The following is a 26604-nucleotide window of genomic DNA, read 5'->3' as shown; positions in this document are numbered from 1 at the left end:
ATGCAGCACGCCTTGCCCGAGCGCTACCTGACCCCGGTCGACGTCGCCGACCTCCTCGGCGTCCCGGTCGAGACCGTCTACCAATGGCGCCGCAAGCGCACCGGACCGAAGGGCTTCCGCGTCGGCCGGCACCTCCGCTTCGACCCCGCCGACGTACGCGCCTGGGTCGAGTCGCAGATGGCGGTGGCTGCCTGATGGCCGGACACATCCAAGACCGCTGGTACAAGGTCGAGCCCGGCCCGAACGGCAAGCCCGTCAAGGTCAAGAGCGACCGCCACGGCCTCGGCCTCCGCTACCGCGCCCGCTACATCGGCCCGGACGGCACCGAGAAGTCCAAGAGCTTCCCAGACCGTCAGAAGCGGCTCGCCGAGCAGTGGCTGACCGACATTGCGTCGGACATGTCGCGCGGCAACTACATCGACCCTCGGGCCGCCCGGATCACCTTCCAGAAGTACGCCGAGAAGTGGCTCAAGGCTCACACCTCCGACGTGTCCAGCCAGATCGTCACCGAGCAGCGGCTACGCCTGCACGCGTTCCCGGTCGTCGGCACGCGCCCGCTGGACTCGTTCCGCCCCGAGCACATCCGCCAGCTCACGAGCGCCCTGGAGGCGAACCCGGCCGTGAGCGGTGCCTACGCCCGCAACATCTACGGTGACGTTCGTGCCGTCCTGAGCGCGGCCGTGGACGACGGCCTCCTGTCCCGGAACCCGTGCTCTGCGAAGTCCGTGCGCCCGCCGACTGCCGAGCGCCGCCGTGTCGTCCCGTGGCTGCCCACACAGGTTCAGGCGGTCCGTCAGGCCCTCCCCCATCGCTACCGGACCATGGTCGACACGGGTGCCGGATGCGGGCTCCGGCAGGGAGAGATCATCGGTCTCGCCGAGGACGCCGTCGACTTCGAGGGCGGCATCCTCCGCGTGGTCCGCCAGGTGAAGCTGATCCGAGGCAAGGCCGTGTTCGCCCCGCCGAAGTGCGGCAAGGAGCGTGACGTCCCGCTGCCGTCGTACGTCGCTGAGGCGCTGCGCCTCCACATGGACGCCTTCAAGCCGGTTGAGATCACGCTGCCGTGGCGGAAGCCGGACGGCCCGAAGGTGACGGCCCGTCTCCTGTTCACGAACGCCGCGAACGGCATCGTGTGGCGCAGCAACTTCAACGCCCAGGTCTGGAAGCCCGCTCTGGCGCTCGCTGGGCTCATCCCAGACGCCGGACCCGACGGGAGGTACGTATCGGCCCGCGAGCACGGCATGCACGCGCTCAGGCACTTCTACGCGTCCGTCCTCCTCGACGCCGGGGAGAGCATCAAGGCCGTGAGCCAGTACCTCGGTCACACCGACCCGGCGCTGACGCTCCGCGTGTACGCGCACCTGATGCCGTCGAGCCAGGAGCGCACTCGGAACGCCGTGGACCGGATGTTCCTGCCGCCGCCTCCTGAGCCAGACGGCCCAGACACGGCCCAGTAAGCCAAAACAGGCCCCTGATCCGCGCCAAACGCGCAGTTCGGGGGCCTTTTTGATGCCGGGTCACCGCTAGTTCTCCGGGCTTAGGCATAGCGATACCAGTGTCGCAGATCTACGAGGGTGACCCGCGCCCCCGCGATGTCAGGGGCCCGACGGGGTGCGGATCGCCGCGATGTCGAACTGGAGGCGGACCTTTTCGCTGACCATGTTGCCGCCCTGGGCCAGGCGGGCCTGGTACGTGAGGCCCCAGTCGGTGCGGTTGATGGTGGTGGTGCCGTCGAAGCCGACGCGTTCGTCGCCGAAGGCGTCCGTGACGAAGCCGATGTAGGTGAGTTCGAGGACGACAGGGCGGGCGACGTCCTTGATGGTGAGGTCGCCGTGCATCCGGTAGACATCATTGCCCGCCAGTTCCACGGCCGTGCTCTTGAAGGTCATCCGCGGGTACTGGGAGGCGTTCAGGAAGTCACGGCCCATCACGTGGGCGTCCCGTTGCTCGACACCGGTGTCGACGCTCGCCGTGGCGAGGACGAGCTCGGCGGAGGAGCGGGAGGGATCGTCGCCGTCGAAGTAGAGGCGGCTCTGGTACTCCGAGAAGGAGCCGCGCACGGTCGTCACCATGGCGTGCCGAACGGAGAACCCGATCCTGCTGTGCGCGGGATCGACCATCCACGTGCCGGTGAGGGCCGTCATGGAGGGGTCGGGACCGAACGGATCGGGCAGTACTGCCGTGCCGGCGGCTCCCGGAGCACCGGATCCCTCGGTGCGTCGGGATGTGAAGCTGCGGCCGAAGATGTTCATGAGGCCCGTTGTTACTTGAGCGTCAACAACACACGCAAGCCCCCCTCAACGAACCCGACCACCTTCGCGAAGAGGTCTTCACAAGTCTCGTCGGCACATATACGAAGAGCCCCCGTCCGGTTACGGACGGGGGCTCTCACGCGTGCGTTTCAGGAACCGACGAACAGCACCAGGAGCAGCCATACGACGGGGGCCGTCGGCAGCAGGGAGTCGAGCCGGTCCATGATCCCGCCGTGGCCCGGCAGCAGCGTCCCCATGTCCTTGATCCCGAGGTCTCGCTTGATCATGGACTCGCCGAGGTCACCGAGGGTCGCGCTGGCCGCGACGAGGGCGCCCATGACGAGGCCCTGCCACCACGTGCCGTCGTCCACCAGGAACTGCATGCACAGCACGCCCGCCACCATGGCGAACGCGATGGCGCCCAGCAGTCCCTCGCGGGTCTTGCCGGGGCTGATGCGCGGCGCGAGCTTGTGCTTGCCGAAGCGCCAGCCGACCGCGTACGCCCCGGTGTCGCTGACGACCGTGAGGATGAGGAACGTGAGCACGCGCCACGCCCCGTCGTCCGCGGTGAGCATCATCGCCACGAAGGTCGCGAGGAACGGCACGTAGAAGGCCGCGAAGACCCCCGCCGTGACGTCCTTCAGGTACCCCTCGGGCGGCTCGGTCATCCGCCACACGAGGACCGCGAGCGCGGTCAGCGCCATCGCCACCCAGGCGCCCTCTGCGCCCCGTACGTAGCCGGCCACCACCATGGCGGCGCCGCCGACCGCGAGCGGCACGAGCGGCGCCCTGATGCCCTTGCGCTCCTCGAGCCGCGAGGTCAGCTCCCACAGGCCGACGACGACGGCGACCGCTACGACGCCGACGAACACGGCCTTGACGATGAAGAGCGAGGCGATGACCAGCGCGCCGAGCCCGACGCCGACACCTATGGCCGCCCCGAGGTCCCGGCCCGCGCTCTTCTTCTTGGGCGGTTGGGACCGCGTGGACCCCGAAGGCTCCGCGGGCCGCTCGGCCGGCTCCGGCCGGTGCGGTGCCTCGTCGCGGAACAAGGGACCACTCAGCCGCGCGGTCCCCCGGTCGTCCTGACCGTCACCCCTTCCGTCTCCAGAAGGCGTATCGGGCATATCGGGCACGATGGGCATGGGCCGAGTCTCATCGACCGCGTGCCGTTCGTACGCGGGACCCGCCGGAGCGCGCCCGTGGTCGTACGACGGTCCTTGGTTGTACGACGGCTCTTGGCCGTACGCCGGCACCGGCCCGTACGCGGGCCCCTGACCAGGGGCGGACCCTTGGCCGTCGGTCGGGCCCCAGTGTCCGGGCCCGGTCGGCGCACTCCAGGAAGAGTCGTTCACGGATTCCTCGAACCTCGATCTTCCGCGCTGCTTCAGACTTCGAGCAGCTCGGCTTCCTTGTGCTTGAGCAGCTCGTCCACCTGGGCCACGTACTTGGTGGTGGTGTCGTCGAGTTCCTTCTCGGCACGACGGCCCTCGTCCTCGCCGACGTCGCCGTCCTTGATCGCCTTGTCGATGGCGTCCTTGGCCTTGCGACGGACCGAGCGGATGGAGACCTTGCTGTCCTCCGCCTTGCTCTTGGCGACCTTGATGTAGTCGCGGCGGCGCTCCTCGGTCAGCTCGGGGAACGTCACACGAATGATGCTGCCGTCATTGCTCGGGTTGACGCCAAGGTCGGAGTCGCGGATCGCCTGCTCGATGTTGCGCAGCGCGCTCTTGTCGAACGGGGTCACCACGGCCATCCGCGGCTCGGGCACCGAGAAGGAGGCCAGCTGGTTGATCGGCGTAAGGGCGCCGTAGTAGTCGGCCACGATCTTGTTGAACATCGCCGGATGCGCACGACCAGTACGGATCGCGGCGAAGTCCTCCTTGGCCACGACGACGGCCTTCTCCATCTTTTCCTCGGCCTCGAGGAGGGTCTCTTCGATCACCACTTGCTCCTGCGTGTCTTGAGTGAGGCCCGGCCGGGCACGGGGGCGCGGTCGGCTGCGTCGTGTGTCTTTCCTGCACGGTGTCCGACCGGCAGGACATTGTCCATCCCTCGGGAACCTTCGAGGACACAGGGTTCCAGGGGGATGAAAGGGTGTCAGGCGCGGGTGCCCTGTTCGCCCACGAGGGTCCCGATCTTCTCACCCTTGACGGCACGGGCGATATTGCCCGACGTGATGAGCTCGAAGACGAGGATCGGCAGCTTGTTGTCGCGGCACAGGGTGATCGCGGTCATGTCGGCGACCTTCAGGTCGCGGGTGATGACCTCGCTGTAGCTGAGCCCGTCGAACTTCACGGCCCCGGGGTTGGTCTTCGGGTCCGAGTCGTAGACGCCGTCGACACCGTTCTTGCCCATGAGCAGCGCCTGGGCGTCGATCTCCAGGGCGCGCTGCGCGGCGGTGGTGTCGGTGGAGAAGTACGGCATGCCCATGCCGGCGCCGAAGATGACGACGCGGCCCTTCTCCAGGTGACGTACGGCGCGCAGCGGGATGTACGGCTCGGCGACCTGCCCCATGGTGATGGCGGTCTGCACGCGGCAGTCGATGCCCTCCTTCTCCAGGAAGTCCTGGAGGGCCAGGCAGTTCATGACCGTGCCGAGCATGCCCATGTAGTCGCTGCGGGCGCGGTCCATGCCGCGCTGCTGCAGCTCGGCGCCGCGGAAGAAGTTGCCGCCGCCGATGACGACGGCGAGCTGCCAGCCGTCGCGTACGACGGCCGCGATCTCACGGGCAATGGCGTGCACCACGTCGGGGTCGACGCCCAGACCCCCGCCCCCGGCGAACGCCTCGCCGGAAAGCTTCAGCAGAAAGCGCCCCGCGCCTTTGCCTTCGTCGCTCTTGTCGCCGTTGCCGGCCTGGGTGGTGGTCATGGGATTCTCGCCTCTTTTACTTGGCACACATACGAAGAAGACCATTGCCGGTGGGGTGGTTCGCATCCCATGCGCGGCAATGGCCTCCTCGTCACAACTGCGGTCGTCCGGCGCGTTCCCGGACGACTGCTGTCGACCCTAGCGGGGTCTCGCGTCTGGCGCGGTACGGACTCAGATGCCGACCTTGATGCGCGCGAAGCGCTTCAGGGTGACACCGGCCTCCTGGAGGACCTTCTCGACGGACTTCTTGTTGTCGAGGGCGTACGGCTGACCGAGCAGCGTGGCCTCCTTGAAGAAGCCGTTGACGCGACCCTCGACGATCTTCGGGAGCGCGGCCTCCGGCTTGCCCTCGGCGCGCGTGGTCTCCTCGGCGACGCGACGCTCGGACTCGACGATCTCGGCCGGAACGTCCTCACGGGTGAGGTACTTCGGCGCGAAGGCGGCGATGTGCTGCGCGATGCCCTTGGCCAGCTCGGCGTCGGCCTTGTCCAGCTCGACCAGAACACCGATCTGCGGGGGCAGGTCGGGCATGGTGCGGTGCATGTAGGCAGAGACGTACGCGCCCGAGAACTGCGCGAAGCGGTCGAGGACGATCTTCTCGCCGAGGTTGGCGTTGGCCTCGTCGACGAACGCCTGGACGGTCTTGCCGGCCTCGATCTCGGAGGCGAGCAGCGCCTCGATGTCGGCGGGGGACGTCTTGGCGACGTGGGCGACCAGCTGGTCGGCGACGGCCTGGAACTTCGGGTTCTTGGCGACGAAGTCCGTCTCGCACTTCAGCTCGACGATGACACCGGAGGTGTTGTCGTCGGCGATGAGGGAGACGACCGCGCCGTTCTCGGCGGAACGGCCCTCGCGCTTGGCGACGCCCTTCTGGCCCTTGATGCGCAGGGCCTCGACGGCCTTGTCGACGCTGCCGTCGGCCTCGTCGAGCGCCTTCTTGCAGTCCATCATGCCGGCGCCGGTGAGCTCGCGGAGCTTCTTGACGTCAGCGGCGGTGTAGTTCGCCATGATCCTGGTTTTCTCTCTACGAAGTCTGAAGCAGTGTGAGAACGAAGGTGACGGTTACGGGTGAAGGCGGGGGCCGCTATCGACCCCCGCCGTCACCTCATGAAACCGAATCCCGTGCGGGTCAGGCCTGCTCGGCGTCCGCGGCCGGGGCCTCGACGGGGGTCTCGACCGGGGCCTCGGCGGGAGCGGCAGCCTCGGCGGCCGGGGCCTCCTCAGCCTTCTCCTCGGCCTTGGCGTCGGCCTCGGCGGGCTTCGCCTCGGCCTTGTCGTCGGCCTTCTTCTCGCCCTCGAGCAGGTCGCGCTCCCACTCGGCGAGCGGCTCGCCGGCGGCCTTCTCGCCCGGCTTCTGGTCGCCCGTGGCGACGCCGGAGCGGGCGATGAGGCCCTCGGCGACGGCGTCGGCGATCACGCGGGTGAGCAGCGTGACGGAGCGGATCGCGTCGTCGTTGCCGGGGATCTTGTAGTCGACCTCGTCGGGGTCACAGTTCGTGTCGAGGATCGCGACGACCGGAATGTTGAGCTTCCGGGCCTCGCCGACAGCGATGTGCTCCTTCTTGGTGTCCACGATCCAGACGGCGCTGGGAACCTTGGACATCTCGCGGATACCGCCGAGGGTCTTCTCCAGCTTGGCCTTCTCGCGCGAGAGCACGAGAAGCTCCTTCTTGGTGAGACCGGACGCGGCGACGTCCTCGAAGTCGATCTGCTCGAGCTCCTTGAGGCGCTGCAGACGCTTGTAGACGGTCGAGAAGTTGGTGAGCATGCCGCCCAGCCAGCGCTGGTTCACGTAGGGCATGCCGACGCGGGTCGCCTGCTCGGCGATCGCTTCCTGCGCCTGCTTCTTCGTGCCGACGAACATGACCGTGCCGCCGTGGGCGACGGTCTCCTTGACGAACTCGTAGGCGCGGTCGATGTACGACAGCGACTGGAGAAGGTCGATGATGTAGATGCCGTTGCGCTCCGTGAAGATGAAGCGCTTCATCTTCGGGTTCCAACGACGGGTCTGGTGACCGAAGTGGACGCCGCTTTCCAGCAGCTCCCGCATCGTGACGACGGCCATGGCCGTACTCCTTGTGTTCTCGGTTGTTTCCTGACGCCCACTGCGTGTGCCTGCCGCGTACGCTCGCGCTCTTGTCGAGGCGGTCGTACGGGACCGATAGGCCACTGACACAAAACCAGTGAAGGCCGGTGTCGGGGCGTGCGAAGTCGATCCGGTGGGCCGGATCGCCACATGAAGTGTACGGGACCCGCGAGGTACCGGGTGACGCCGCTGTCCACAACCGCTCGGTAGTCCACGTTTCCCGGCCATGATCCCCGCGGAACGGCGCCGCGGTGGAACCTGACCGCCATGCGAAAACTACTCACAGTGACGGTCGTGCTGCTCGTGCTGCTGGCCTTCCCGTCCTCGGCGCGGGCGGGGGACGCACGCCTGTGGCCGGTGGGCGAGCGCCCCACGGTGGTCCGCGCCTGGGCACCTCCAGCGACGCCCTACGGCCCCGGCCACCGCGGTGTCGATCTGGCGGCCCCCATCGATGCCCCGGTACGCGCGGTGACCGACGGCCGGGTCTTCTTCGCGGGCGAGATCGCGGGCAGAGGCGTCGTGTCCCTGCAACTCCCCGACACCGGCGACCCGCCTCTGCGCACGACGTACGAACCGGTGACGCCGACGGTCCGCAAGGGCGAGGACGTCAAGGCCGGCGAGGTGGTGGGCACCCTCCAACTCCCCACGGGCCACTGCCCGCGCGCCGCCCCGTCGTGCCTGCACTGGGGCCTTCTTCGGGGTGACACGTACCTGAACCCGCTGACGCTCCTGGACCCGTCGCTGATGCGCGGAGGGCCTTCGAGGCTGCTGCCGGTGTGGGGGTGGGAGTGGGAGTCGGAGCGGCCAGGGGGATGGTCGGGCGCATGGTCGGGCGCGCTCTTCGGATGAGCGCCCGGCTCAGCCGCGGACGCCCCGCAGCGCCATGCCCACGGCCGCGTCCACGATCACGCCGGGCTCCTCCGCGGCGCCCAGCTCGATCCTGCGCACAGCCGCGTCCACCACGCCCTGAACCAGCATCGCGGCGAGCCGGGGCTGCGCATGCCCCATCTGCTGGAGCGCCTCGACGATCATCGCGACGAGGCCGCCGTGCGCGGCCCGGATCTTCTCCCGCGCCCCGGCGTCCAACTCGCTCGCGGAGATGGCGACGACCGCCCGGTGCCGCCGGTCCCCCACCAGCGCCAACTGCTCCCGCACATACGCCTCGACCTTGCCCTCGGGCGTATCGGCCCGCGCCATCCCGGCCTCGACCTCCGCGGCCCACACGGGAAAGTCGACCTCGCACAACTCCTCGACCACGGCCGCGCGCGACTTGAAGTATTCATAGACGGACGAGCGCGCGAGCCCCGTCCGCTCCGCGAGCGCGGGAAACGTCAGCGCGTCCGTCCCGCCCTCGGACAGCAGGGAACGCGCCGCGTCCAGAAGGGCGCCGCGCTGCATCGATCGGTGCTCGGCCACGGAGGCCGCTCGAATCCTAGGCACGTCTCCACTTTACGAAGATGCGGCCCGCGACGGGAGCCGGTCGGCCTTCAATGCCCCTCCGACCGGAGGCAGGCACACGGTACGCACACGGCAGGCACGATTCGCCGGGCCGCCGGACCGCGTCCCTCACCGCCCGAAACTGGCCAGCTTCGCCCGCAGCTGGAGCACGGACTTCGTATGGATCTGGCTGACCCGGCTCTCCGTGACCCCGAGCACATTGCCGATCTCGGCCAGCGTCAGGCCTTCGTAGTAGTAGAGCGTGACGACGGTCTTCTCGCGCTCCGGCAGCGTGTTGATCGCCCGCGCCAGGAACCGCCGCAGCTCCCGGTCCTCCGCGACCTCCACCGGATTGTCGGCGGCGTGGTCCTCGAGCGTGTCCAGGACACTGAGCCGGTCACCACCGCCCTCGCCCCCGACGTGCAGCAGCTCCTCCAGAGCCACCACGTTCGCCAGCGACAACTGACTGAAAACCGCGTGCAGTTCCTCGAGCGCGACCCCCATCTCGGCGGCCACCTCGCTCTCCGAAGGAGTGCGCCGCAGCTGGGCCTCAAGGGTGGCGTAGGCGCGCTCCACGTTGCGCGCCTTCTGCCGCACGGAGCGGGGAATCCAGTCGAGCGCGCGCAGTTCGTCGATCATCGCGCCGCGGATCCGGGTGATCGCGTACGTCTCGAACTTGATCTCCCGCTCGATGTCGAACTTCTCGATCGCGTCGATGAGCCCGAAGACCCCGGACGAGACGAAGTCCGCCTGCTCCACATTGGGCGGCAACCCCACGCTGACCCGGCCCGCCACGTATTTCACCAGCGGCGAGTAGTGCAGGATCAGCTGCTCCCGCAGCCGCTCGTCGCCCGTCGCCTTGTACGACCTCCACAGCTCCTCGAGGGAGGAGGGAGCCGGAGGCCGCACGCTGGAGCCCCGCGCGGCGGGGGGTGCCGCCGCCCGGTCGGACCCTGAGGTGTGTTGTGGCATGCGCCGCCTTGTGCCGTTCTGCTGCTGCGTCCCCAGGAAACCGAGGGTGCTTGACGTACTGGTCGCTGTGATCGCTCTGCCTGTGAAGATGCCGTGTTGCCCGTCTGGTGATGACTGGTACCGAGCTACCCACCTGATTCCGGATGGAGGGGACGAACCCGGATCCTGGTGAGCGTAGCGTGACTGGAGCGTCGCAGTGTGCGAAGGGTGGGAGATCGCCGTTGCGCAGATACGTTCCCTTCGTCGACTCGCGTGGACGGTTCCGTCGCCCCGGCCGATCGCCTCGGGGCGCCAACTGCCGGAATTGCCAAGGCCATCGGGGGGTCATCCGGACGGCTCAACACACCGCGTCAGAACAGCTGCCCTCCGGGAAAGACCGATTCGATCGCCTGGCGTGTCAACTGCCAACCCTCGCCGTGTCGTTCGACGAACCCCAAAGAGCGCAGTTCGTACAACCTCCCGATCGTCTCGTCCTGGCTCGTCCCCGCCCCGCGGCCGACCTCGGCGACGCTGCACACTCCGTGTGCGGGAAGCGCGGCGAGCACCCGCGCCGCACCGGCAGGCAGCAGATCGCGGGGCAGCACAGGACCTCGGCGCTCGGGCGCGAGCTCGCCCATCTCCCCGACCAGCTCCACGACTTCCGCCGCGTCGGTCACGAGCACCGCCTCCTTGCGCAGCAGTTCGTGCACGCCCGCGGAGACGCTGCTGGTCACGGGCCCCGGAACACCCATCGCGTGCCGCCCGAGGCGCTGTGCCCAACGGACCGTGCCCAGCGCTCCGCTGCGATAGGCCGCCTCCACCACGACCGTTCCTCTGGTGAGCGCCGCGATCACCCGGTTCCGGAGGATGAACCGGCTGGGCGTCGGATGGTCCCCGGGCGGCAACTCCCCGATCACGAGTCCCTGTTCCGCGACCCGGTCGATCAACTGGGCATGCCCCCGCGGATAGATCCGGTCGATGCCGCAGGCGAGCACGGCCACCGTCGCCCCGGTCGCCCCGAGAGCCCCACGGTGCGCGGCGGCGTCGACCCCGTAGGCCCCGCCAGAGACGACGACCCAGCCCCGCTCCGCCAGCCCGGCCCCGAGGCTCGCGCCCATCCGCACCCCGTAGTCCGTGCAGGCCCGCGCGCCCACCACGGCCACCGAGCGCAGCGCCCACATCCGCAGGCTGGGCCCACCCCGCACCCAGAGCCCCACCGGTCGCCCGTCCCCCAGGTCGTCCAACTGTCCCGGCCACTCGGCGTCCCCCGGACACACGAACCGCGCCCCGGCCGTCGCAGCCCGCGCCAGGTCCTGCTCGGCGGGCGGCGCGTCCGCGGCCCGCGCGACAAGCCCCGCCCATCGTTCGGCACGCACCCCGGGCAGCGGCTCCTCCGTCCCGCCCGCCTCGATGCGCCGCACCGTCTCCACGGCCCCGAACTCGCGCAGCCACTGCCCGGCCACCTCCCAGCCCGGCTCCACGATCCGCGTGAGCCGCACCCTCGCGAGCCGCACACCGTCGCCACCTTCCACGCCCATCACGCCCCTCCCTCCCTCAACACCGACTCCCCACACGGGGCCCCGGCCCGGACCGATGACACGGCCACCACGGCCGCCCCGCACACCCCACCTGGCCCGACCACTTCCCGCCCCGGCACCACGCCCCACGCGGGCCGACCAACCGAGCCCGTCCCTGAGCCCACGGCCCACACAGGCCAGCCGACCGGGCCCGACCCTGAGCCCACGCCCCACACAGGCCGACCGACCGAGCCCGACCCTGAGCTCACACCCCACACAGACGGGCCAACCCCACCCGACCACAAGCCCACGCCCCACGCGGGCCGACCGACCGAGCCCGACCCCGAGCCCACACCCCACACACGCCGACCGACCGAGCCCGACCCCGAGCTCACACCCCACACAGACGGGCCAACCCCACCCGACCACAAGCCCACGCCCCACACGGGCCGACCGACCAAGCCCGACCCCGACCCCACACCCCACACAGGCCGGCCGACCAAGCCCGACCCCAACCCCACACCCCACACAGGCCGGCCGACCAAGCCCGACCCCAACCCCACACCCCACACAGGCCGGCCAACCCCACCCGACCCCCACCCCACGCCCGGCGCGAGCCGCCCCGCCTCCAAGCCCCCGCACCCACACCCGCACCCGCACCCGCGCCCGGCCACAGCCACAGCCACAGCCACGGCCCCGGTCACACCCCGGCCCCCGGTCACGAACCCGCCCCGATCGTCATCGGCACCCCGCGCGCGATCCCGGTCCGCAGTTGCAGCGCGAGTGCCACGTCCTGGGCGAACGGGCGGTCCCGCCCCGCGAGGTCGGCCACGGTCCAGGCCACCCGCAGCACCCGGTCGAGCCCGCGCGCGGTGAGAAAGCCGCGCTCCAGGTCGAGCTCCGCCTCATCGAGGGCGCCGGGCGCGGCGGGCCAGCGGGTACGCAGGGCGTGGCCGGGCACCTCGCTGTTGGTCCGCCACGGGGTGTCCGCGAACCGGGCCGCGGCCCGCTCCCTGGCCCCCCGCACCCGGTCCGCGACGACCTTGGTGCTCTCGCCCCGCTGCCCGTACCCCGACAGCTCTTTGCGTGTGACGGCGTCCACCTCCACCCGGAGGTCGACCCGGTCGAGCAGCGGCCCCGAGAGCCTCGCCTGGTAGCGGCGGACCGTGGCCGGCGGACAGTCGCACTCGCCGCCCAGTGCCCGGTACTGCCCGCAGGGGCAGGGGTTCGCGGCGAGCGCCATCAGGAACCGCGCGGGCAGCCGCACCACCCCGGCGCTGCGCGCGATCGTCACATGGCCCGCCTCCAAGGGCTGGCGCAGGGCGTCGAGCGCCTGCCCGCTGAACTCGGGGGCCTCATCGAGAAACAGGACGCCCCGGTGCGACAGCGACACCGCTCCCGGCCGGGCCACCCCTGGCCCGCCCCCGACGAGGGACTGCATGGTCGCCGAGTGGTGCGGTGCGCAGTACGGCGCGGTGTCGATCATCGACTTGCCGGGCGGCAGCATTCCCGCGACCGAGTGGATCGCCGTGACCTCCAGGGCCTCCTCGCGCGTGAGGGGCGGCAGGATGGCGGGCAGCCGCTCGGCCAGCATCGTCTTGCCGGCGCCCGGTGGCCCCGACAGCATCACGTGGTGTCCGCCCGCCGCCGCGACCTCGATCGCCGTTCGGGCGGACAACTGTCCGACGACCTCCGCGAGATCGAGCCCCTGCCCGTCGTGGGCGGAGCCGCCGAGGCCCGTGCCGACCCCGCTGCCGGGCATGCTCAGGCCGGCGAGCAGCGAATCGGGCCGCCCCGACTCGTCCACCTCCTCCTGCGGCACCGGCTCGTCCGTGAGCACGGCGATGAGCTGACGCAGGCTGCGCACGCCGAGGACCGATACGCCCGGCACGAGGGCCGCCTCCCCCGCCGTGCCCTCGGGGACCACCACCTGCTCGTAACCGGCGTCGGCCGCCGCGAGCACGGCCGGGAGCACGCCCCGCACCGGGCGCACCCGCCCGTCCAGGCCCAGCTCACCGATCATCACGATGTCGGCGAGGATCTTCGGATCGATCCGTTCGGCTGCGCCGAGCACGGCGCAGGCGACGGCGAGATCGAAGCCCGAGCCTCCCTTGGGCACGGACGCCGGGCTCAGCCCCACCGTGAGCTTCTTCTGCGGCCAGTCGCCCCCGGAGTTGACCACCGCCGCCCTGACCCGGTCGCGGCTCTCCACCAGGCTCTTGTCCGGCAGCCCCACCAGCGTGAACGCCGCGATGCCCGGCTCCAGGTCCGCCTGCACCTCGACGACGACGCCCTCGACTCCCACGAGGGCCACGGAACACGTACGCGCGAAGCCCATCAGGACACCCCTCGCACATGCTCGACGCAGGGCGCTCCGCGCTCGGGCAGCAGCACACCGACGAGATCGATGCGGACGCCGCCGGGCGGCGCTCCCCCGTGCTCCTGCACCCAACGCTCGGCGAGATCGCGCAGCCGCGCCGCCTTGACCGGCGTGATCGCGGCCATCGGGTGCTCGAAGGCCCCGGCCTCGCCGCTCTGTCCGCTGCGGGTCTTGACCTCGCACACGACGATCGCGTCGCCGTCGCGCGCCACGATGTCGATCTCGCCGGACCTGCCCGCGCGCCAGTTGCGCGCGAGCACCGTCATCCCGGCCTCGGTCAGCCGCCTCGCGGCCAGATCCTCGCCGTACTTTCCCAGTGCTCCCCGTGCGTTCACGTCGCACCACCTCCGACGCCCACGCTGACGCCCGGGCGAAAAAGAAGTGGATCTTGGTGAACTACTTACGGGTTGTGGAAAACCCCGTCACCCGTCAGCTGCTCGGAAGCTCCAAGTCGCTCTTGTTGAGCTCCTCGATATTCACGTCCTTGAACGTGAGTACCCGGACCTGCTTCACGAAACGAGCGGGCCTGTACATGTCCCAGACCCAGGCATCCGCCATCGACACCTCGAAAAACACCTCGCCCTGGACCGAGTGCACCTGCATCTCGTAGTCATTGGTGAGGTAGAAGCGCCGCTCGGTCTCGATCACATATTTGAACAGACCGACGACGTCGCGGTACTCCCGGTAGAGCTTCAGCTCCATCTCGGTCTCGTACTTCTCGAGGTCCTCGGCGCTCATGGCATGTTCCCCTTCAGCCGTGCGTCCCCCTATTGTGCGCCAGCCCCGTGCGCCTCTAGACGATTTCCGTGTCGAGGACCTCGGGCCGGCTCGGGGGACCTTCGTCGAGCAGCCGCGTCAGCAGCCCGGCGAGTCTGGTCGGATACACCGTCTCATGCGCCTCGGCCAGTTCCCGGCACGACCACCAGCGTGCTCCGGCGACACTGCGGCGCTCCAGGTCGGTCAGGCCCGTCCCCTTGATCTCCCCGAGCTCCGCCGAGGCCGTCCTCGTACGGACCAGGAAGTACCACTCGTCCTGATCCCAGCGTCGGCCGTCGAAGGGGAAGGAGCAGATCCGCTTCCACAGCACAGGCCCCAGTTCGACGTCGGTGATGCCGGTCTCCTCTGCCAGTTCCCTCAGGGCGGCCTCCTCACGCGTCTCGTCGCCCTCCAGGCCGCCGCCCGGCGTGAACCACCAGTCGTCCGCCGTGTCGTCCGGCTCGTGCCCGTGCAGGAGCAGGATCCGCCCCTCTGGGTCGAGCAGCACGACGCGGGCGACCTTGCGCGGTTCGCGGCCGGGTTCAGACACGGGCCGGCTCCGGGGACGCGCCGCGCGAGCGCCGCGAGCGATTCGCGAGGGGCCCGTACGCCGCTCCGCCGAGCACCAGCACCGCGCCCGCCACGATGGCCGCGAGCACCGTCTTCACGGGCCCCGGCTGCGAGATGCCGCCCGGCAGCGCCTCGAACCCGGTGGGCTTCTGCATACCGGCCATGGGCCACGCCAGGGCGTCCACCCGGCCCTGCACGGCGCCGCGCTCCACCGAGCCGTTCTCGCTGTCGCCGATGTGCGCGCTGGAATCCAGGGAGTCGGCGCGGTGGTCACCGAGCAGGAAGAGCCGGCCCTGCGGGACGGTCGTCGACCTGATGCCGGTGAGCGAGGCGCTCTCGCCCTTCGGGAGGTACGGCTCGTCGATCTGCTCGCCGTTCACGGTCAGCTTCTTCTCCGTGCAGCAGGCGATCTTGTCACCGCCGACACCGACCACGCGCTTGACCATCGGAACGTTTCCCCAGGACGCCTCCTGGAAGACGACGACGTCGCCGCGCTTGACCTCGCCGCCGTCGATCCGCTCCGCGAGCACCCGGTCACCCGCCTTGATCGTCGGGTCCATGGAGTCGGTGGGCACGGTGTAGGGCTGGTACAGGATGGCGCCCCAGACGAACCCGCCCAGGAACAACACACAGCCGAGGGCCACGGCTATGCCCGACAGTGCGCTGCCGGCCTTGCCGTGACCCTCATTGGTACGACGCGTCCTGCTCATCCCAGTTGCTCCCGCGGTTCGGAGAAGTCGATCTCGTCGAACCTGCCCCGGAACGGTGCGGATAACGGAAGATCGGCGATCTGGGACGGCACCCTACCGGGCGCCACCAGCCGCAGAAACCCTGGTGTTCCCCTCGGTAACGCGCTGATTGATCTTGCGCCTGCGCCACAGCACCAGCGGCGCCGCGCCCGCGAGTCCGAGCGCGCCCGGAGCCACGTTCGCCACGGCATTGAGGCCCGACTGGTCGAAGGTGTCCGGCACGGGCAGCGTCGACCAGTGCGTGGGCGGCCAGGCTACGACGATGGCGCGACCCACGACGCTGTCCACGGGGACGAAGCCGCCGTTCTTGTCGTTCTGGTGGTAGCGCGAGTCCATGGAGTCCTGGCGGTGGTCACCCATGACCCAAACTTTGCCCTCGGGAACCTTCACCTTGAACGTTCCACCCGCGTTGTCGTCGCTGCACGGGGTGTTGCCCGGGTAGACGTACGGCTCGTTCAGCGCCTTGCCGTTGATCTTGAGCGGGCCCGTGCCGTTGCACTCGACGGTGTCGCCACCGACGCCGACAGCGCGCTTGATGAGGTCCTTCTCGTCGGCGGACGGCATCAGGCCGATCCAACTGAGCACCGTCTGCACGGCGTTCGGCTCCGGCGTCGGCTCGCCCTCCAGCCAGCTCGCCGGGTCGTGGAAGACGATGACCTCGCCGCGCTCCGGCTCCGAACCGAACCACGGGGTGAGCTTGTCGACCAGAACCCGGTCGCCGATCTTCAGCGTGTTCTCCATCGACGCCGAAGGGATCGAGAACGCCTGGACCAGGAACGTCTTGATCACGAGCGCGAGGACGAGCGCGATGCCGATGAGGAGCGGCAGCTCCTTCCAGAAGGAACGCGGCTTCTTGGAGCCACCCTTCGAGCCGCCGCGCTCCGCGTCACCCATGGGAGCGGCCGTCGAGCCGTCACCCGCCACAGGGTCCGGACCCGCCGCATCGTCGGATCGCCCGGGCTCCTCTTCGGGACCATGCCCTGACCGTGCGCCGACCGCCAAGTCCCCCACATCCACTCCTCACTCCGTGCCGCCGCCTGATCCGTATCCGATGCAGGCCCACCACTCCCATAACGAGCGGGAGTTCCGCAGGGGTCGGGAGGGGGATAAATCCGGCCGAATCCGATGCGTTCGAGCCCGGTCCGGCACCGTACGTGGAGGCCACCCTATGCGACGTTTCCGAGGCCGCGGTCGACCCGTCACCTTGCGCGTCGGCCACGGCGGCGAAGGTCGGCGGCTCCGACAACGAGGCCCAGTGACCGATCGGCCACCCGATGAACCGGGCCCGCCCCACGACGGACTCCTCGGACACGGTCCCGTTGAAGGCCTCGGTGAGGTGATAGCGGGAATCCGCGGAGTTGGCGCGATGGTCGCCCATCACGAACAGGCGCCCCTCGGGCACCTTCACCGAGAAGTCGAACTTCGAGGGGGCGTTGCCGGGATGGATGTACGCACGCTCTTCGAGCGGTGTCCCGTTGACCGTGACGCGGCCCTGTGTGTCGCAGCACTTCACGGTGTCGCCGCCGACGCCCACGACCCGCTTGATGAGGTCTCGTTCGTTGTCGGACGGCAGCAGCCCGATCCAGGTCAGGCCTTCCTTGACCTGCTTCACGCCGACCGGGGGGTCCTTCTTCTGACCGGCCTCCTGTTCGAGCCACTTCCCCGGGTCGCTGAAGACGACGACGTCGCCGCGCTGCACCTGCGCGCCGAACCAGGGAGTGAGCTTGTCGACCAGGACCCGGTCGCCGATCTTGATCGTCTGTTCCATGGAGCCCGACGGGATGACGAAGGCCTGCACCAGGAACGTCTTCAGGACGAGGGCGATGGCCAGGGCCACGCCTATGAGGAGGGGTATCTCCTTGAGCACGGACCGCCTTCGGCGGCGCTTCACCTTGCGGGCGAGCTTGCGCCGCTCGGCCCTCCCCTGCTGCTCGGGGCCACTGGTGGGCCGACTGCCGGTGGGCAGCCGTTCGTCTCCGCCGTGGCTGCGCGTTTTGCCGCGCCTACCCATGGGCGCCGCCGGGTGCGGGCACACGCGCGTAGATGTCCGTACGGGACAAGGAGTGCCAGTGTCCGGTCGGCCACGCGATCCACTCGGCCCTGCCGATCACCTGGTCCACAGGGACGAATCCGCCGCCAGGCGCGCCCAAGTAGTCGCGGGAGTCACGGGAGTTGCTGCGATGGTCACCGAGCAGAAAGAGGGTTCCTTCGGGAACCACGATGGTGAACGGCACCTCCGAAGGCGCGTCCGCGGAGTGCAGCACGGCGCGCTCGTCCACGGACTTCCCGTTCACCTCGATCCTCCCCATGCTGTCGCAGCAGACCACCCGGTCTCCCCCCGTGCCCACGACGCGCTTGATGTAGTCGCCCTCCCCGAAGTACCCACTGCCGTCGAAGACCACCACGTCGCCACGGGTCGGCTCGGCACCGAAACGGTACGCCAACTTATTTACGAGAACGCGGTCCCCGACCCTCAATGTGCTCTCCATGGAGCTGCTGGGGATCTGGAACGGCTGCATCACAAAGACACTGAAGGCCAGCAGGCACGCCAGGCACAGCAGCAGGGCCAGGGTGATACGGCCGCCCGGCAGCCAGTCGGCCACCCAGGAGAGCAAAGAGGAGCGCGACCGGTCCTCCTCGCCCTGTGAGGTGTTCTCATGGGGCTCGGAGGAGCGGTCGCGCTCCTCATGCTGTGCTTCGGTGTCCATCGGGGCCAGATGCTATCCGGCCGCCCTGTGGACGCCGCAGGCGAGATGCGCCGGCGCCCTCTGGGGGCGCCGAGCGGCTCAGTTCTCGCGCTTCTCCTTGATCTTCGCGGCCTTGCCGCGCAGGTCACGGAGGTAGTACAGCTTGGCGCGGCGGACGTCACCCTTGGTGACGAGCTCGATCTTCTCGACGATCGGGGTGTGCACCGGGAAGGTGCGCTCGACGCCGACGGAGAAGGAGACCTTGCGGACCGTGAAGGTCTCGCGGACGCCCGCGCCCTGGCGGCGGATGACTACGCCCTTGAACTGCTGCACACGGGAGCGGTTGCCCTCGATGACGCGGACGTGGACGTTGACGGTGTCGCCCGGACGGAAGGCCGGAACGTCGTCGCGCAGCGACGCGGAGTCAAGGGAGTCGAGCAGGTTTGCCATGATCGTCTGCTTTCTTCGCCGATGCCACAGGTCATCGACGGGATGTATGTGATGAGTTTCGGTAGCTGATGGCGTCGGGCCTTGCGTCTGGACCATCCCCGCATGCACGGGGAGCATGTTCTGGCCGTTCCCCCTGTGGCAGGGGCGCAGGCTGGACGTACAGCAGCGGCCTATTCTTCCACGATCCCGGGCGTCGGCCCAAATCGTCCGTCGGGACGCGGCCCCCAGCCCAGGATCGAGAGCATTTCGCGGTCCTTCTTGTCGAAGGCCTTGGGGTCGGTGCGCTCGATCAGATCGGGCCGGTTGCGCGTGGTGCGGCGCAGCGCCTCGTCGCGGCGCCATCGCGCGATCTTGCTGTGATGGCCGCTGAGCAGCACGTCGGGGATGTCCCTGCCGCGCCACTGGGGAGGCTTGGTGTAGACGGGCCCCTCCAGGAGGTTGGCCATGGCGCCGGGCGCGAAGGAGTCGTCCTCGTGCGACGCCGCGTTGCCGAGGACGCCGGGCAGCAGGCGCGCCACGGCCTCCGTGATCACGAGCACGGCGGCCTCCCCGCCCGCGAGGACGTAGTCGCCGATGGAGACCTCGTAGACCGGCATGCGGGTCGCGTACTCGTCGATGACACGGCGGTCGATGCCCTCGTAGCGCGCGGGCGTGAAGACCAGCCAGGGGCGCCCGGAGAGCTCCACGGCGAGTTCCTGGGTGAAGGGGCGCCCGGAGGGCGTGGGAACGACCAGGGCGGGCGCCTGGGCGCCGTTCTCGTACCCTTCGGCGAGCACGTCATCGAGGCAGTCACCCCATGGGTCGGTCTTCATGACCATGCCGGGGCCGCCGCCGTAGGGGGTGTCGTCGACCGTGTTGTGCCGGTCGTGGGTCCACTGCCTCAAGTCGTGCGCATGGACGTCGAGTTGACCACGCGCGCGTGCCTTGCCGACGAGGGAGACGTTCAGCGGCTCCAGGTACTCGGGGAAGATCGTGACGACGTCGAGCCTCATGCGGACTCGTCCCCCTCTTCACGCGACGACGCGATCTCGGCGCGGTCGTCGATCAGGCCGGGCGGCGGGTCGATGACGGCCTTCTGCTCCTCGAGGTCGATCTCGACGACGATCTCCTCGACGAACGGGATCATGACCTCGCTGCCGTCGGGCCGCTCCACGATGAACAGGTCCTGCGAAGGCAGGTGCGAGATCTCCGTGATCCGGCCGACCTCGGTGCCGTCGACCGTGACGATGTCGAGGTCCATGAGCTGGTGGTCGTAGAACTCGTCCTCTTCCTCGGGCAGTTCCTCGGGGTCCACCTCGGCGATCAGGAGGGTGTTGCGCAGCGCCTCGGCCCCGGTCCGGTCCCGTACGCCCTCGAAACGCAGCAGCAGCCGGCCGCTGTGCACCCGGCCGGACTCGATGGTGAGCGGTCCCGTAGCGGCCGGGTCGGTGGCGAGTCGCGCGCCGGGGCCGAGCCGCAGCTCGGGCTCGTCGGTGCGCACCTCGATGGTGACCTCGCCCTTGATGCCGTGGGCGCGACCGATGCGCCCGACTACCAACTGCACGTCGGAAACTCTCCTGTCAGCCCACCAAGGGGCACAAACGACTCGGGCCGGGGACGGCTCGTAAGCCCTCCCCGGCCCGAGCCGGTGTTCAACTGTTCTCAGCGAACCTGGTCGACGTCGACGAGGTCGACGCGGACACCACGGCCGCCGATGGCACCCACGACAGTCCGCAGAGCGCGCGCGGTGCGGCCGTTGCGGCCGATCACCTTGCCGAGGTCGTCGGGGTGGACCCGGACCTCGAGGACGCGCCCCCGGCGCAGGTTGCGCGAGGCGACCTGCACGTCGTCGGGGTTGTCGACGATGCCCTTCACGAGGTGCTCAAGAGCCTCCTCGAGCATGCTCAGGCCTCGGTCGACTCGGACGGGGCCTCGGCCTCGTCCTTCTTCTCAGCCTTCTTCTTCTGGGTGATGGCCTCACCCTTGGGCTCGTCCTCGGTGGCCAGCGCCTCGAAGGAGGGGCGGGCGGACTTCGGCTCGGCGACCTTCAGCGGCGCGGGGGCGGGCAGACCCTTGTGCTTCTGCCAGTCACCGGTGAGCTTCAGGATGGCCATGACCGGCTCGGTCGGCTGCGCGCCGACACCCAGCCAGTACAGCGCACGCTCCGAGTCGACCTCGATGCGCGACGGGTTCTGCACCGGGTGGTACAGGCCGATCTCCTCGATGGCCCGGCCGTCACGGCGGGTACGGGAGTCGGCGACGATGATGCGGTAGTGAGGCGCGCGGATCTTGCCCAGACGCTTCAGCTTGATCTTGACTGCCACGGGAGTGGTGTCTCCTGGTCTTGACGTGGGTGGGCACGGCGAGATTGCCGCGTGGGGTTGCGGTACCCGAGTGCCCGACGGACGCGTCAGCCGGAGGAGAGAGGGGTCCTATGCGACTGTCGAGTACAGCTAGCCATTGTGCCACAACGTCTCCCGGGCAGCCGAATCCCCCCTCGGCCACCCGACCAGGAGGACTCAGCCCGCCGCGACGCCGACGATCTCCGGAATGCGGAACGGCTTTCCACAGCCGCCGCACATGATCGGGGCCTGCGCGAGCACCGACGGTACGACTCGGACGTTGCGCCCGCAGTCGCAGACCGCCTTGACGCGGACGCCACCCCCGGAGGAGCCGTGCCGCGCGGCGGGGCCGCGGAAGCTTCGCTTGGTGTCCGCGGCGGTCGCCACGGTGTGCGCCTTCAGGGCGCGCTGGATCCGCTCGATGGTCTGCCGGTAGCGCTGCTTCGCCTCCGGATTGAGCGTGACGAGCGAGAAGCCGCTGCTGGGGTGCGGTTCCTCGGGATGGTCGAGGCCCAACTCCTCGGCGATGGCCAGGAATCTGCGGTTGTGATAGCGGCCGGCGCGCGATGTGTCGCGGATTCCGCGCGCGGCTGCGATGCCGTGGACTGCCTCGTGAAGGAGTCGCTCGAAGGAGAGCTCGCGTCCACAGGCGGACGACGACTCGCCGATCAGGGATTCGGGCGCGGCAAGATCCGGCAGTTCGGAGTGGTGCCGCTGAATGTCGGCCCACGCCCCTGCCAGCTCTGCGGCGAGAACAGGTGGTGTCGTGCTCACGTCGTGACAACGAGCCGGGGTGCCTCCGTGTTCCTATTCCGGGGCATCCCAAATAATTTGCACGTACCAGTCAGTTCCCACTGATGCGTCCCGAGGAGGGCGGGTGCGCAGATGTACGGAGAAGGCGCACAGCTCACAACAAGGTGGTGCGTAGTGGCATGTACGCCCTCGGCGGGCGCCCTCCTGGGCGGGACCTAGTAGGCGCGTGCCACGACCGCGACGTTACCGGCCGCGTCGTCGGCGTCCGGAACCGCCCCTTCGGGGGTGAGCAGGCACCGTACGGAGACGCCGTGCCCAGCGAGCTCGTCCTCGCCGGCCTCCCCGAGGGTGGCCCACGGGATGCGCGCCCAGCCGCCCGCGGAGGTCGCCTCCAGCGCCTCGGCGACCCTGGTCACGTCGGTCGTCCGCAGCTGCCGCCGCTCCCGTGACTGCGCGAGCAGCAGCGCCTGGTCCTCTTCCAGGATCTTGGGCAGCACCGCGACCAGTGCCTCCAGGGCGACCGGGGTCTTGCCGCCGGGGATGCGCCGGGCGAGCATCGCGGTGCCGTTCTCCAGGTCGCGGGGCCCGACCTCGACACGTACGGGCACGCCCTTCAGTTCCCAGTCGACGGCGCGGCGGCCGAAGGGGGTGTCGGTGCGGTCGTCCACGTGGACCCGGATGCCCGCCTTCTTAAGTACGTCGCCGATTTCGCGCACCTTGTGGAGCACCGCCTCGTCGTCCTTGACGGCGAGGACGACCACCTGGGTGGGGGCGAGGCGGGGCGGGACCCGCAGCCCGTTGTCGTCGCCGTGTATCATCACCAGCGCGCCGATCATGCGGGTCGTCGAGCCCCAGGAGGTCTGCCAGACCAGCTCCTCCGTGCCGTCCTTGGACAGGTAGCGGGTGTTGAACGCCTTGGCGAAGTTCTGGCCGAGTTCGTGGCTCGTGCCCATCTGGAGGGCCTTGCCGTCGCCCATCATTCCTTCGAGGGTGAGGGTGTTGATGGCGCCGGCGAAGCGCTCCCTGGGCGTCTTGCGTCCCAGGAGGACGTCCATCGCGAGGATGTTCTCCATGAAGTCCGCGTAGACGTGCCGGTGGATGCGCGCCGCGAAGTCGCGCGCCTCTTCGTAGGTCGCGTGCGCCGTGTGTCCCTCCTGCCAGAGGAATTCCGTCGTACGGAGGAAGAGGCGGGGCCTGAGCTCCCAGCGGACCACGTTCGCCCACTGGTTGATGAGCAGCGGCAGGTCGCGGTAGCTCTGCACCCACTTGGCGAAGGAGGCGTTGACGACCATCTCGGAGGTGGGGCGGACGACGGCGGGCTCCTCCAGCTCCTTGCCGCCGCCGTGCGTGACCACGGCCAGCTCGGGCGCGAAGCCCTCGACGTGGTCAGCCTCCTTGGTGAGGTACGACTGCGGGATCAGGAGGGGAAAGTACGCGTTCTGCGCGCCCGTCTCCTTGATACGGTCGTCCATCTCCCGCTGCATCCGCTCCCACAGGCCGTAGCCGTACGGTCGGATGACCATGGTGCCGCGCACCGGACCGTTGTCGGCCAGTTCGGCCTTGGCGATCAGGTCCTGGTACCAGCGCGGAAAGTCTTCCGTCCGGGGCGTGAGAACGCGGGGTTTGGCCATGGCGCGGATGCTACGGCGCGGGCCGTGGAGCACTCGAATCCTTTTCGCCCGGATGCCCGCGTGCGCCCGTCATATGACCGCCCGGGGGCGCACGACGGTGCACACGCGCATTGTCGCCGCGCCTGCCAAACACCCCCTAGACGCGGCGGACGTTGCGGAGTTCTCTGGCATACGGGGGGAGTGCGAGCAGCGCGCGTACACGGTCGACGCCACGCGAACGGTCAGGTGGCACGGCGACAACTCTCGGCATCTCTCGGTGGATTGGGGCACTTTCGATGACACCTACGCTCGTGCGACGGCACCTCCCTCACACGGCCCCCGCGCCGCAGACGGACTTGTGCGCACGCGCGCGTGACTGGGCGGAGATTCAGGAACGGATGCTGGTGCCGCTCTACGAAGCGGTCTACCGGCGCCTGGAGGTCGGTCCGGACACCCGGCTCCTCGGGCTCGACTGCGGTTCCGGGCTCGCGCTCCTGATGGCGACGTCGCGCGGGGCGGCCGTGACCGGCGTCGAGCCCTCGGATCCCGAGCGCCTGGCCCTGGCCGAGGAGCGGCTGCTGCCCGGCGCGTCCCAGCCTCGGGAGGCCGCGGACGCCCGGCTCACGACGGCCGACGCCGCCGATCTCACCGCGACGGAGCCCGGCGGGGCCCCGTACGACGTGATCACCGACTTTCAGCCGATCGGGTGTGTGGCCGGGGACTCCGAGGGGCTTTCCGCGCGCCTGGAGAGCGTGGCCCCGCTGGCGGGCCGGGGCGCCGCCGTGGTGCTGGTCGGCTGGGGTCCTCCGGAGCGCTGCGCCACGTCGTCCGTCCTACGTGTGGCCACCAAGCTCGCCGACCCTCTACGTAGTACGGGGAGTTGGCGCCCGGCACTCCGTGACGACCTGGAGGAGGTCGCTCAGCGGGCGGGGCTGCGGCCCGACGGATCCGGCCGGGTGGCGTGCCCCTTCGGGTACGCGGACCCCGAGAGCGCGGTGCGCGGGCTGCTGTCGACGGGCCTGTTCGACGCCGCGGTGGGAGCGACGGATCTGGCGCAGGTCGACAAGGAGGTGTCCGAGGCGCTTCAGGCCCATGTGCGCGCCGACGGGACCGTGTGGATGCCCAATGTCTTCAGGTACTTGATAGCCCGCACACGGTGAGACGCAACAAGCCGAGGGCCCGCACGCCGTGCGGCGTGCGGGCCCTCGGCAGCAGGCTGCCGGTTCAGTCCTTGGTGAAGCGCGCGACGCCGGCGATCCGGTAGGCGTCCGCCTCCTCCAGCGTCTCGTTCGCCATGAGCGCCTCGGCCAGTGCGTCGAGCTTGTCCCGGTTGTCGCGCAGCTTCTGGCACGCCTCCTCGTAGCACTCGTCCACGATGCGGCGCATTTCGCCGTCGATCGTGTCGAGGGTGTCGGGAGCGGCGGCCAGTCCGTACGCCTGCTGGGAGTCGTTCGGGAGGGCGGACAGGCGGCCGACCTTCTCGCTCATGCCCCAGCGGGCGACCATGCCGCGGGCGATGTTGGTGACCTGCTCCAGGTCGTTCTCGGCGCCGGTCGTGATGACTCCGTAGACGACGTGTTCGGCCGCCATGCCGCCGAGGGCTCCGATGATGCGGCCCCGCAGGTACTCCTCCGTGTACGCGTACTTGTCGGAGTCCGGGGTGGAGAGCGTGACGCCGAGGGCGCGGCCGCGCGGCACGATCGTGATCTTGCGGACGGGGTCGGCGCCGGGCTGCAGCATGCCCAGGAGGGCGTGGCCGCTCTCGTGGAAGGCGGTGCGGCGGCGCTCCTCCTCGGGCATCACCAGCGGCCGCTCGGCGCCGAGCTGGACCTTTTCGAGCGCTTCGGAGAGGTCGGACTGGCCGACCTCCTTCTGCTTGCGCTTGACGGCGAGCAGCGCGGCCTCGTTGGTCAGGTTCGCGAGGTCGGCGCCGGTCATGCCCGGGGTCGTACGGGCGACCTGGCCGAGGTCGACGTCGGGGGCGAGCGGGATGTCGCGGGTGTGGATCTTGAGGATGGCCTCGCGGCCGCCGCGGTCGGGCGGGGACACGTTGACGATCCGGTCGAAGCGGCCGGGGCGGGTCAGGGCCGGGTCGAGGACGTCGGCGCGGTTGGTGGCGGCGATGAGGATGACGCCCTCGGAGCCGGTGAATCCGTCCATCTCCGTGAGGATCTGGTTCAGGGTCTGCTCGCGCTCGTCGTGGCCGCCCATGCCGCCGCCACCGCCGCGGGCCCGGCCGATGGTGTCGATCTCGTCGATGAAGATGATCGACGGGGCGACCTTGCGGGCCTCCGCGAACAGTTCGCGTACGCGTGAGGCGCCGACGCCGACGATCATCTCGATGAACTCCGAGGCGGAGGCGGAGAAGAACGGCACCCCGGCCTCGCCCGCGACCGCGCGCGCGAGCAGCGTCTTGCCGGTGCCGGGCGAGCCCGCGAGGAGCACGCCGCGGGGCATCTTGGCACCCATGGTGCGGTAGTCGTCGGGGTTCTTGAGGAAGTCGACGACGTCGTTGAGCTCGCCCTCGACCTCGTCGATGCCGGCGACGTCCTCGAACGTGGTGCGCTTCTTGCCCGGTTCGAGTTCGACCGGCTTGGGCGGCTGTTTGCGGCCGAGCATGCCGCCCGCGCCGCCGCCCATGCCCTGGCTCATGCGTCGCGCGATGAACACCCACAGCACGACGAGGAGGAGCATCGGGGCGAGCGAGATGAGCAGGTTGGACAGGAAGCTGCGCTCCTGGACGACGGGTTCGGCCGTCACCGTGACGTCGTGCTTCTCCAGGTTGGCCCAGAGGTCGTCGTCGGCGAAGGCCGGGCGCTGCGTCGTGAACTTGGTGTAGTTCTTGCGCTTGCTGTCGCTGTCCTTGGGGGTGGCCTTCTCCTTCTTGAGCTCGCCCTGGATCGCGTCGCCCTTGGAGTAGATCTTGGTGACGTTGTCGGCCTCGACCTGCTTGCTGAACTCGGTGTACGAGACCGTCGGCTCGTCGCCCTCGTTGAAGAACGACAGCACCAGGTTGGTGATGAGGTAGACGATCAGGGCCGTCAGGATGAGGCCGCCCCAGCCGCCGGGCATCTTGCGTTTGGGTCCCGGCGGGGGCGGAGGGGGCGGCGCGCCCTCGGAACGCCAGGGCTGATCCGTCCGATCGCGCGGGGGTACCGGGTTCGCCACGCCTGCCTCTCCTCCTGCCACCTGTCGCCCTCGGGTGCCGTCACGG

The 26604-nt window shown here is 69.7% G+C and carries 29 protein-coding genes and 1 pseudogene; 5 read left to right on the top strand and 25 right to left on the bottom strand.

The window, feature by feature from the left end:
* Together ACFYWS_RS33760 and ACFYWS_RS33755 are read left to right on the top strand one after the other, a co-directional pair.
* Nucleotides 1–195: a helix-turn-helix transcriptional regulator gene (locus ACFYWS_RS33760; RefSeq protein ID WP_389282768.1), complete on the top strand. Its 195-nt coding sequence runs from the start codon at nucleotides 1–3 to the stop codon at nucleotides 193–195.
* Nucleotides 195–1457, top strand: coding sequence for a tyrosine-type recombinase/integrase (locus tag ACFYWS_RS33755; protein WP_389282766.1), 1263 nt, complete (start codon nucleotides 195–197; stop codon nucleotides 1455–1457). Before ACFYWS_RS33760 ends, ACFYWS_RS33755 begins: the two co-directional genes overlap by 1 nt.
* Before the next feature lie 138 nt (nucleotides 1458–1595).
* On the opposite strand, the gene ACFYWS_RS33750 is transcribed toward ACFYWS_RS33755, so the two are convergent.
* The 6 genes from ACFYWS_RS33750 to rpsB all read right to left on the bottom strand — a co-directional run bounded on the left by ACFYWS_RS33750 (nucleotide 1596) and on the right by rpsB (nucleotide 7188).
* Nucleotides 1596–2252: a YceI family protein gene (locus tag ACFYWS_RS33750; RefSeq protein ID WP_389282765.1), complete on the bottom strand. Its 657-nt coding sequence runs from the start codon at nucleotides 2250–2252 to the stop codon at nucleotides 1596–1598.
* Between the two features lie 149 nt (nucleotides 2253–2401).
* Complete coding sequence (locus ACFYWS_RS33745; protein ID WP_389282763.1) at nucleotides 2402–3607, bottom strand: phosphatidate cytidylyltransferase; 1206 nt, start codon at nucleotides 3605–3607, stop codon at nucleotides 2402–2404.
* A 32-nt stretch (nucleotides 3608–3639) separates the two neighbouring features.
* Nucleotides 3640–4197 carry a ribosome recycling factor gene (frr, locus tag ACFYWS_RS33740; RefSeq protein ID WP_389282761.1) on the bottom strand — a complete coding sequence of 186 codons (558 nt, stop codon included), beginning with the start codon at nucleotides 4195–4197 and terminating at the stop codon, nucleotides 3640–3642.
* Nucleotides 4198–4352: 155 nt separating this feature from the next.
* The gene (gene pyrH, locus ACFYWS_RS33735) at nucleotides 4353–5123 is read right to left on the bottom strand and encodes a UMP kinase (protein WP_389282759.1); all 771 of its coding nucleotides are present in this window, start codon (nucleotides 5121–5123) and stop codon (nucleotides 4353–4355) included.
* Between the two features lie 171 nt (nucleotides 5124–5294).
* Complete coding sequence (gene tsf, locus ACFYWS_RS33730; protein ID WP_389282757.1) at nucleotides 5295–6131, bottom strand: translation elongation factor Ts; 837 nt, start codon at nucleotides 6129–6131, stop codon at nucleotides 5295–5297.
* A gap of 121 nt (nucleotides 6132–6252) precedes the next feature.
* Entirely contained in the window at nucleotides 6253–7188 is a 936-nt protein-coding gene (gene rpsB / locus ACFYWS_RS33725; protein ID WP_389282755.1) for a 30S ribosomal protein S2, read from the bottom strand.
* Between the two features lie 288 nt (nucleotides 7189–7476).
* Here rpsB and ACFYWS_RS33720 point away from each other — a divergent pair, with 288 nt between their 5' ends.
* Both ACFYWS_RS33720 and ACFYWS_RS33715 read left to right on the top strand, forming a co-directional pair.
* Nucleotides 7477–8058, top strand: a complete 582-nt coding sequence (locus ACFYWS_RS33720; RefSeq protein WP_389282753.1) for a M23 family metallopeptidase — start codon at nucleotides 7477–7479, stop codon at nucleotides 8056–8058.
* A pseudogene (locus ACFYWS_RS33715) lies at nucleotides 8021–8107 on the top strand (hypothetical protein); the annotation flags it as partial. The gene ACFYWS_RS33720 and the pseudogene ACFYWS_RS33715, both read left to right, overlap by 38 nt.
* Here ACFYWS_RS33715 and ACFYWS_RS33710 read toward each other — a convergent pair.
* The 18 genes from ACFYWS_RS33710 to proS all read right to left on the bottom strand — a co-directional run bounded on the left by ACFYWS_RS33710 (nucleotide 8068) and on the right by proS (nucleotide 23411).
* Nucleotides 8068–8625 carry a TetR/AcrR family transcriptional regulator gene (locus ACFYWS_RS33710; protein WP_389282800.1) on the bottom strand — a complete coding sequence of 186 codons (558 nt, stop codon included), beginning with the start codon at nucleotides 8623–8625 and terminating at the stop codon, nucleotides 8068–8070. The pseudogene ACFYWS_RS33715 and the gene ACFYWS_RS33710 sit on opposite strands and share 40 nt — an antisense overlap.
* A 150-nt stretch (nucleotides 8626–8775) precedes the next feature.
* On the bottom strand, nucleotides 8776–9618 hold the full coding sequence (whiG, locus tag ACFYWS_RS33705; RefSeq protein ID WP_389282752.1) for an RNA polymerase sigma factor WhiG: 843 nt from the start codon (nucleotides 9616–9618) through the stop codon (nucleotides 8776–8778).
* Nucleotides 9619–9968: 350 nt separating this feature from the next.
* Complete coding sequence (dprA, locus tag ACFYWS_RS33700) at nucleotides 9969–11135, bottom strand: DNA-processing protein DprA (RefSeq protein WP_389282750.1); 1167 nt, start codon at nucleotides 11133–11135, stop codon at nucleotides 9969–9971.
* A 697-nt stretch (nucleotides 11136–11832) separates the two neighbouring features.
* Nucleotides 11833–13452, bottom strand: a complete 1620-nt coding sequence (locus tag ACFYWS_RS33695) for a YifB family Mg chelatase-like AAA ATPase (RefSeq protein WP_389282748.1) — start codon at nucleotides 13450–13452, stop codon at nucleotides 11833–11835.
* Complete coding sequence (locus ACFYWS_RS33690; protein WP_389282746.1) at nucleotides 13452–13829, bottom strand: YraN family protein; 378 nt, start codon at nucleotides 13827–13829, stop codon at nucleotides 13452–13454. Before ACFYWS_RS33690 ends, ACFYWS_RS33695 begins: the two co-directional genes overlap by 1 nt.
* 94 nt (nucleotides 13830–13923) lie before the next feature.
* A complete protein-coding gene (locus ACFYWS_RS33685; RefSeq protein ID WP_055510545.1) occupies nucleotides 13924–14232 on the bottom strand; it encodes a DUF2469 domain-containing protein in 309 nt (102 codons plus the stop codon).
* A gap of 55 nt (nucleotides 14233–14287) precedes the next feature.
* Nucleotides 14288–14800, bottom strand: coding sequence for an NUDIX hydrolase (locus ACFYWS_RS33680; RefSeq protein ID WP_389282745.1), 513 nt, complete (start codon nucleotides 14798–14800; stop codon nucleotides 14288–14290).
* On the bottom strand, nucleotides 14793–15530 hold the full coding sequence (gene lepB / locus ACFYWS_RS33675) for a signal peptidase I (RefSeq protein ID WP_389282744.1): 738 nt from the start codon (nucleotides 15528–15530) through the stop codon (nucleotides 14793–14795). Before lepB (ACFYWS_RS33675) ends, ACFYWS_RS33680 begins: the two co-directional genes overlap by 8 nt.
* A 93-nt stretch (nucleotides 15531–15623) precedes the next feature.
* Nucleotides 15624–16580 (bottom strand): signal peptidase I, encoded by a 957-nt coding sequence (gene lepB / locus ACFYWS_RS33670; protein ID WP_389282742.1) that lies wholly within the window; start codon nucleotides 16578–16580, stop codon nucleotides 15624–15626.
* Nucleotides 16483–17580 (bottom strand): signal peptidase I, encoded by a 1098-nt coding sequence (gene lepB / locus ACFYWS_RS33665; RefSeq protein WP_389282740.1) that lies wholly within the window; start codon nucleotides 17578–17580, stop codon nucleotides 16483–16485. The genes lepB (ACFYWS_RS33670) and lepB (ACFYWS_RS33665) overlap by 98 nt, the downstream gene beginning before the upstream one ends.
* Nucleotides 17573–18277: a signal peptidase I gene (lepB, locus tag ACFYWS_RS33660; protein WP_389282738.1), complete on the bottom strand. Its 705-nt coding sequence runs from the start codon at nucleotides 18275–18277 to the stop codon at nucleotides 17573–17575. Before lepB (ACFYWS_RS33660) ends, lepB (ACFYWS_RS33665) begins: the two co-directional genes overlap by 8 nt.
* A 78-nt stretch (nucleotides 18278–18355) precedes the next feature.
* Complete coding sequence (rplS, locus tag ACFYWS_RS33655; RefSeq protein WP_389282736.1) at nucleotides 18356–18706, bottom strand: 50S ribosomal protein L19; 351 nt, start codon at nucleotides 18704–18706, stop codon at nucleotides 18356–18358.
* A gap of 170 nt (nucleotides 18707–18876) precedes the next feature.
* Complete coding sequence (trmD, locus tag ACFYWS_RS33650) at nucleotides 18877–19698, bottom strand: tRNA (guanosine(37)-N1)-methyltransferase TrmD (protein ID WP_389282734.1); 822 nt, start codon at nucleotides 19696–19698, stop codon at nucleotides 18877–18879.
* Entirely contained in the window at nucleotides 19695–20249 is a 555-nt protein-coding gene (gene rimM, locus ACFYWS_RS33645; RefSeq protein ID WP_389282732.1) for a ribosome maturation factor RimM, read from the bottom strand. The genes trmD and rimM overlap by 4 nt, the downstream gene beginning before the upstream one ends.
* 98 nt (nucleotides 20250–20347) lie before the next feature.
* Nucleotides 20348–20587, bottom strand: a complete 240-nt coding sequence (locus tag ACFYWS_RS33640) for an RNA-binding protein (RefSeq protein ID WP_014176063.1) — start codon at nucleotides 20585–20587, stop codon at nucleotides 20348–20350.
* Nucleotides 20588–20589: 2 nt separating this feature from the next.
* On the bottom strand, nucleotides 20590–21009 hold the full coding sequence (rpsP, locus tag ACFYWS_RS33635) for a 30S ribosomal protein S16 (RefSeq protein ID WP_389282730.1): 420 nt from the start codon (nucleotides 21007–21009) through the stop codon (nucleotides 20590–20592).
* A 195-nt stretch (nucleotides 21010–21204) separates the two neighbouring features.
* On the bottom strand, nucleotides 21205–21801 hold the full coding sequence (locus tag ACFYWS_RS33630; RefSeq protein WP_326015317.1) for a hypothetical protein: 597 nt from the start codon (nucleotides 21799–21801) through the stop codon (nucleotides 21205–21207).
* Nucleotides 21802–21995: 194 nt separating this feature from the next.
* Nucleotides 21996–23411 carry a proline--tRNA ligase gene (proS, locus tag ACFYWS_RS33625; protein WP_389282728.1) on the bottom strand — a complete coding sequence of 472 codons (1416 nt, stop codon included), beginning with the start codon at nucleotides 23409–23411 and terminating at the stop codon, nucleotides 21996–21998.
* A gap of 275 nt (nucleotides 23412–23686) precedes the next feature.
* Between proS and ACFYWS_RS33620 the strand changes: the two genes are divergently transcribed.
* Nucleotides 23687–24550, top strand: coding sequence for an SAM-dependent methyltransferase (locus ACFYWS_RS33620; protein WP_389282727.1), 864 nt, complete (start codon nucleotides 23687–23689; stop codon nucleotides 24548–24550).
* A gap of 64 nt (nucleotides 24551–24614) precedes the next feature.
* Here the strand turns inward: ACFYWS_RS33620 and ftsH are convergent, their stop codons facing one another.
* Nucleotides 24615–26558, bottom strand: coding sequence for an ATP-dependent zinc metalloprotease FtsH (gene ftsH, locus ACFYWS_RS33615; RefSeq protein ID WP_389282726.1), 1944 nt, complete (start codon nucleotides 26556–26558; stop codon nucleotides 24615–24617).
* Nucleotides 26559–26604: the final 46 nt, after the last annotated feature.

This window comes from Streptomyces sp. NPDC002795 (assembly GCF_042888725.1).
GTDB lineage: Bacteria > Actinomycetota > Actinomycetes > Streptomycetales > Streptomycetaceae > Streptomyces.
Note: the sequence above shows the minus strand (reverse complement) of the source record. Positions and strands in the feature narration are given on the sequence as shown.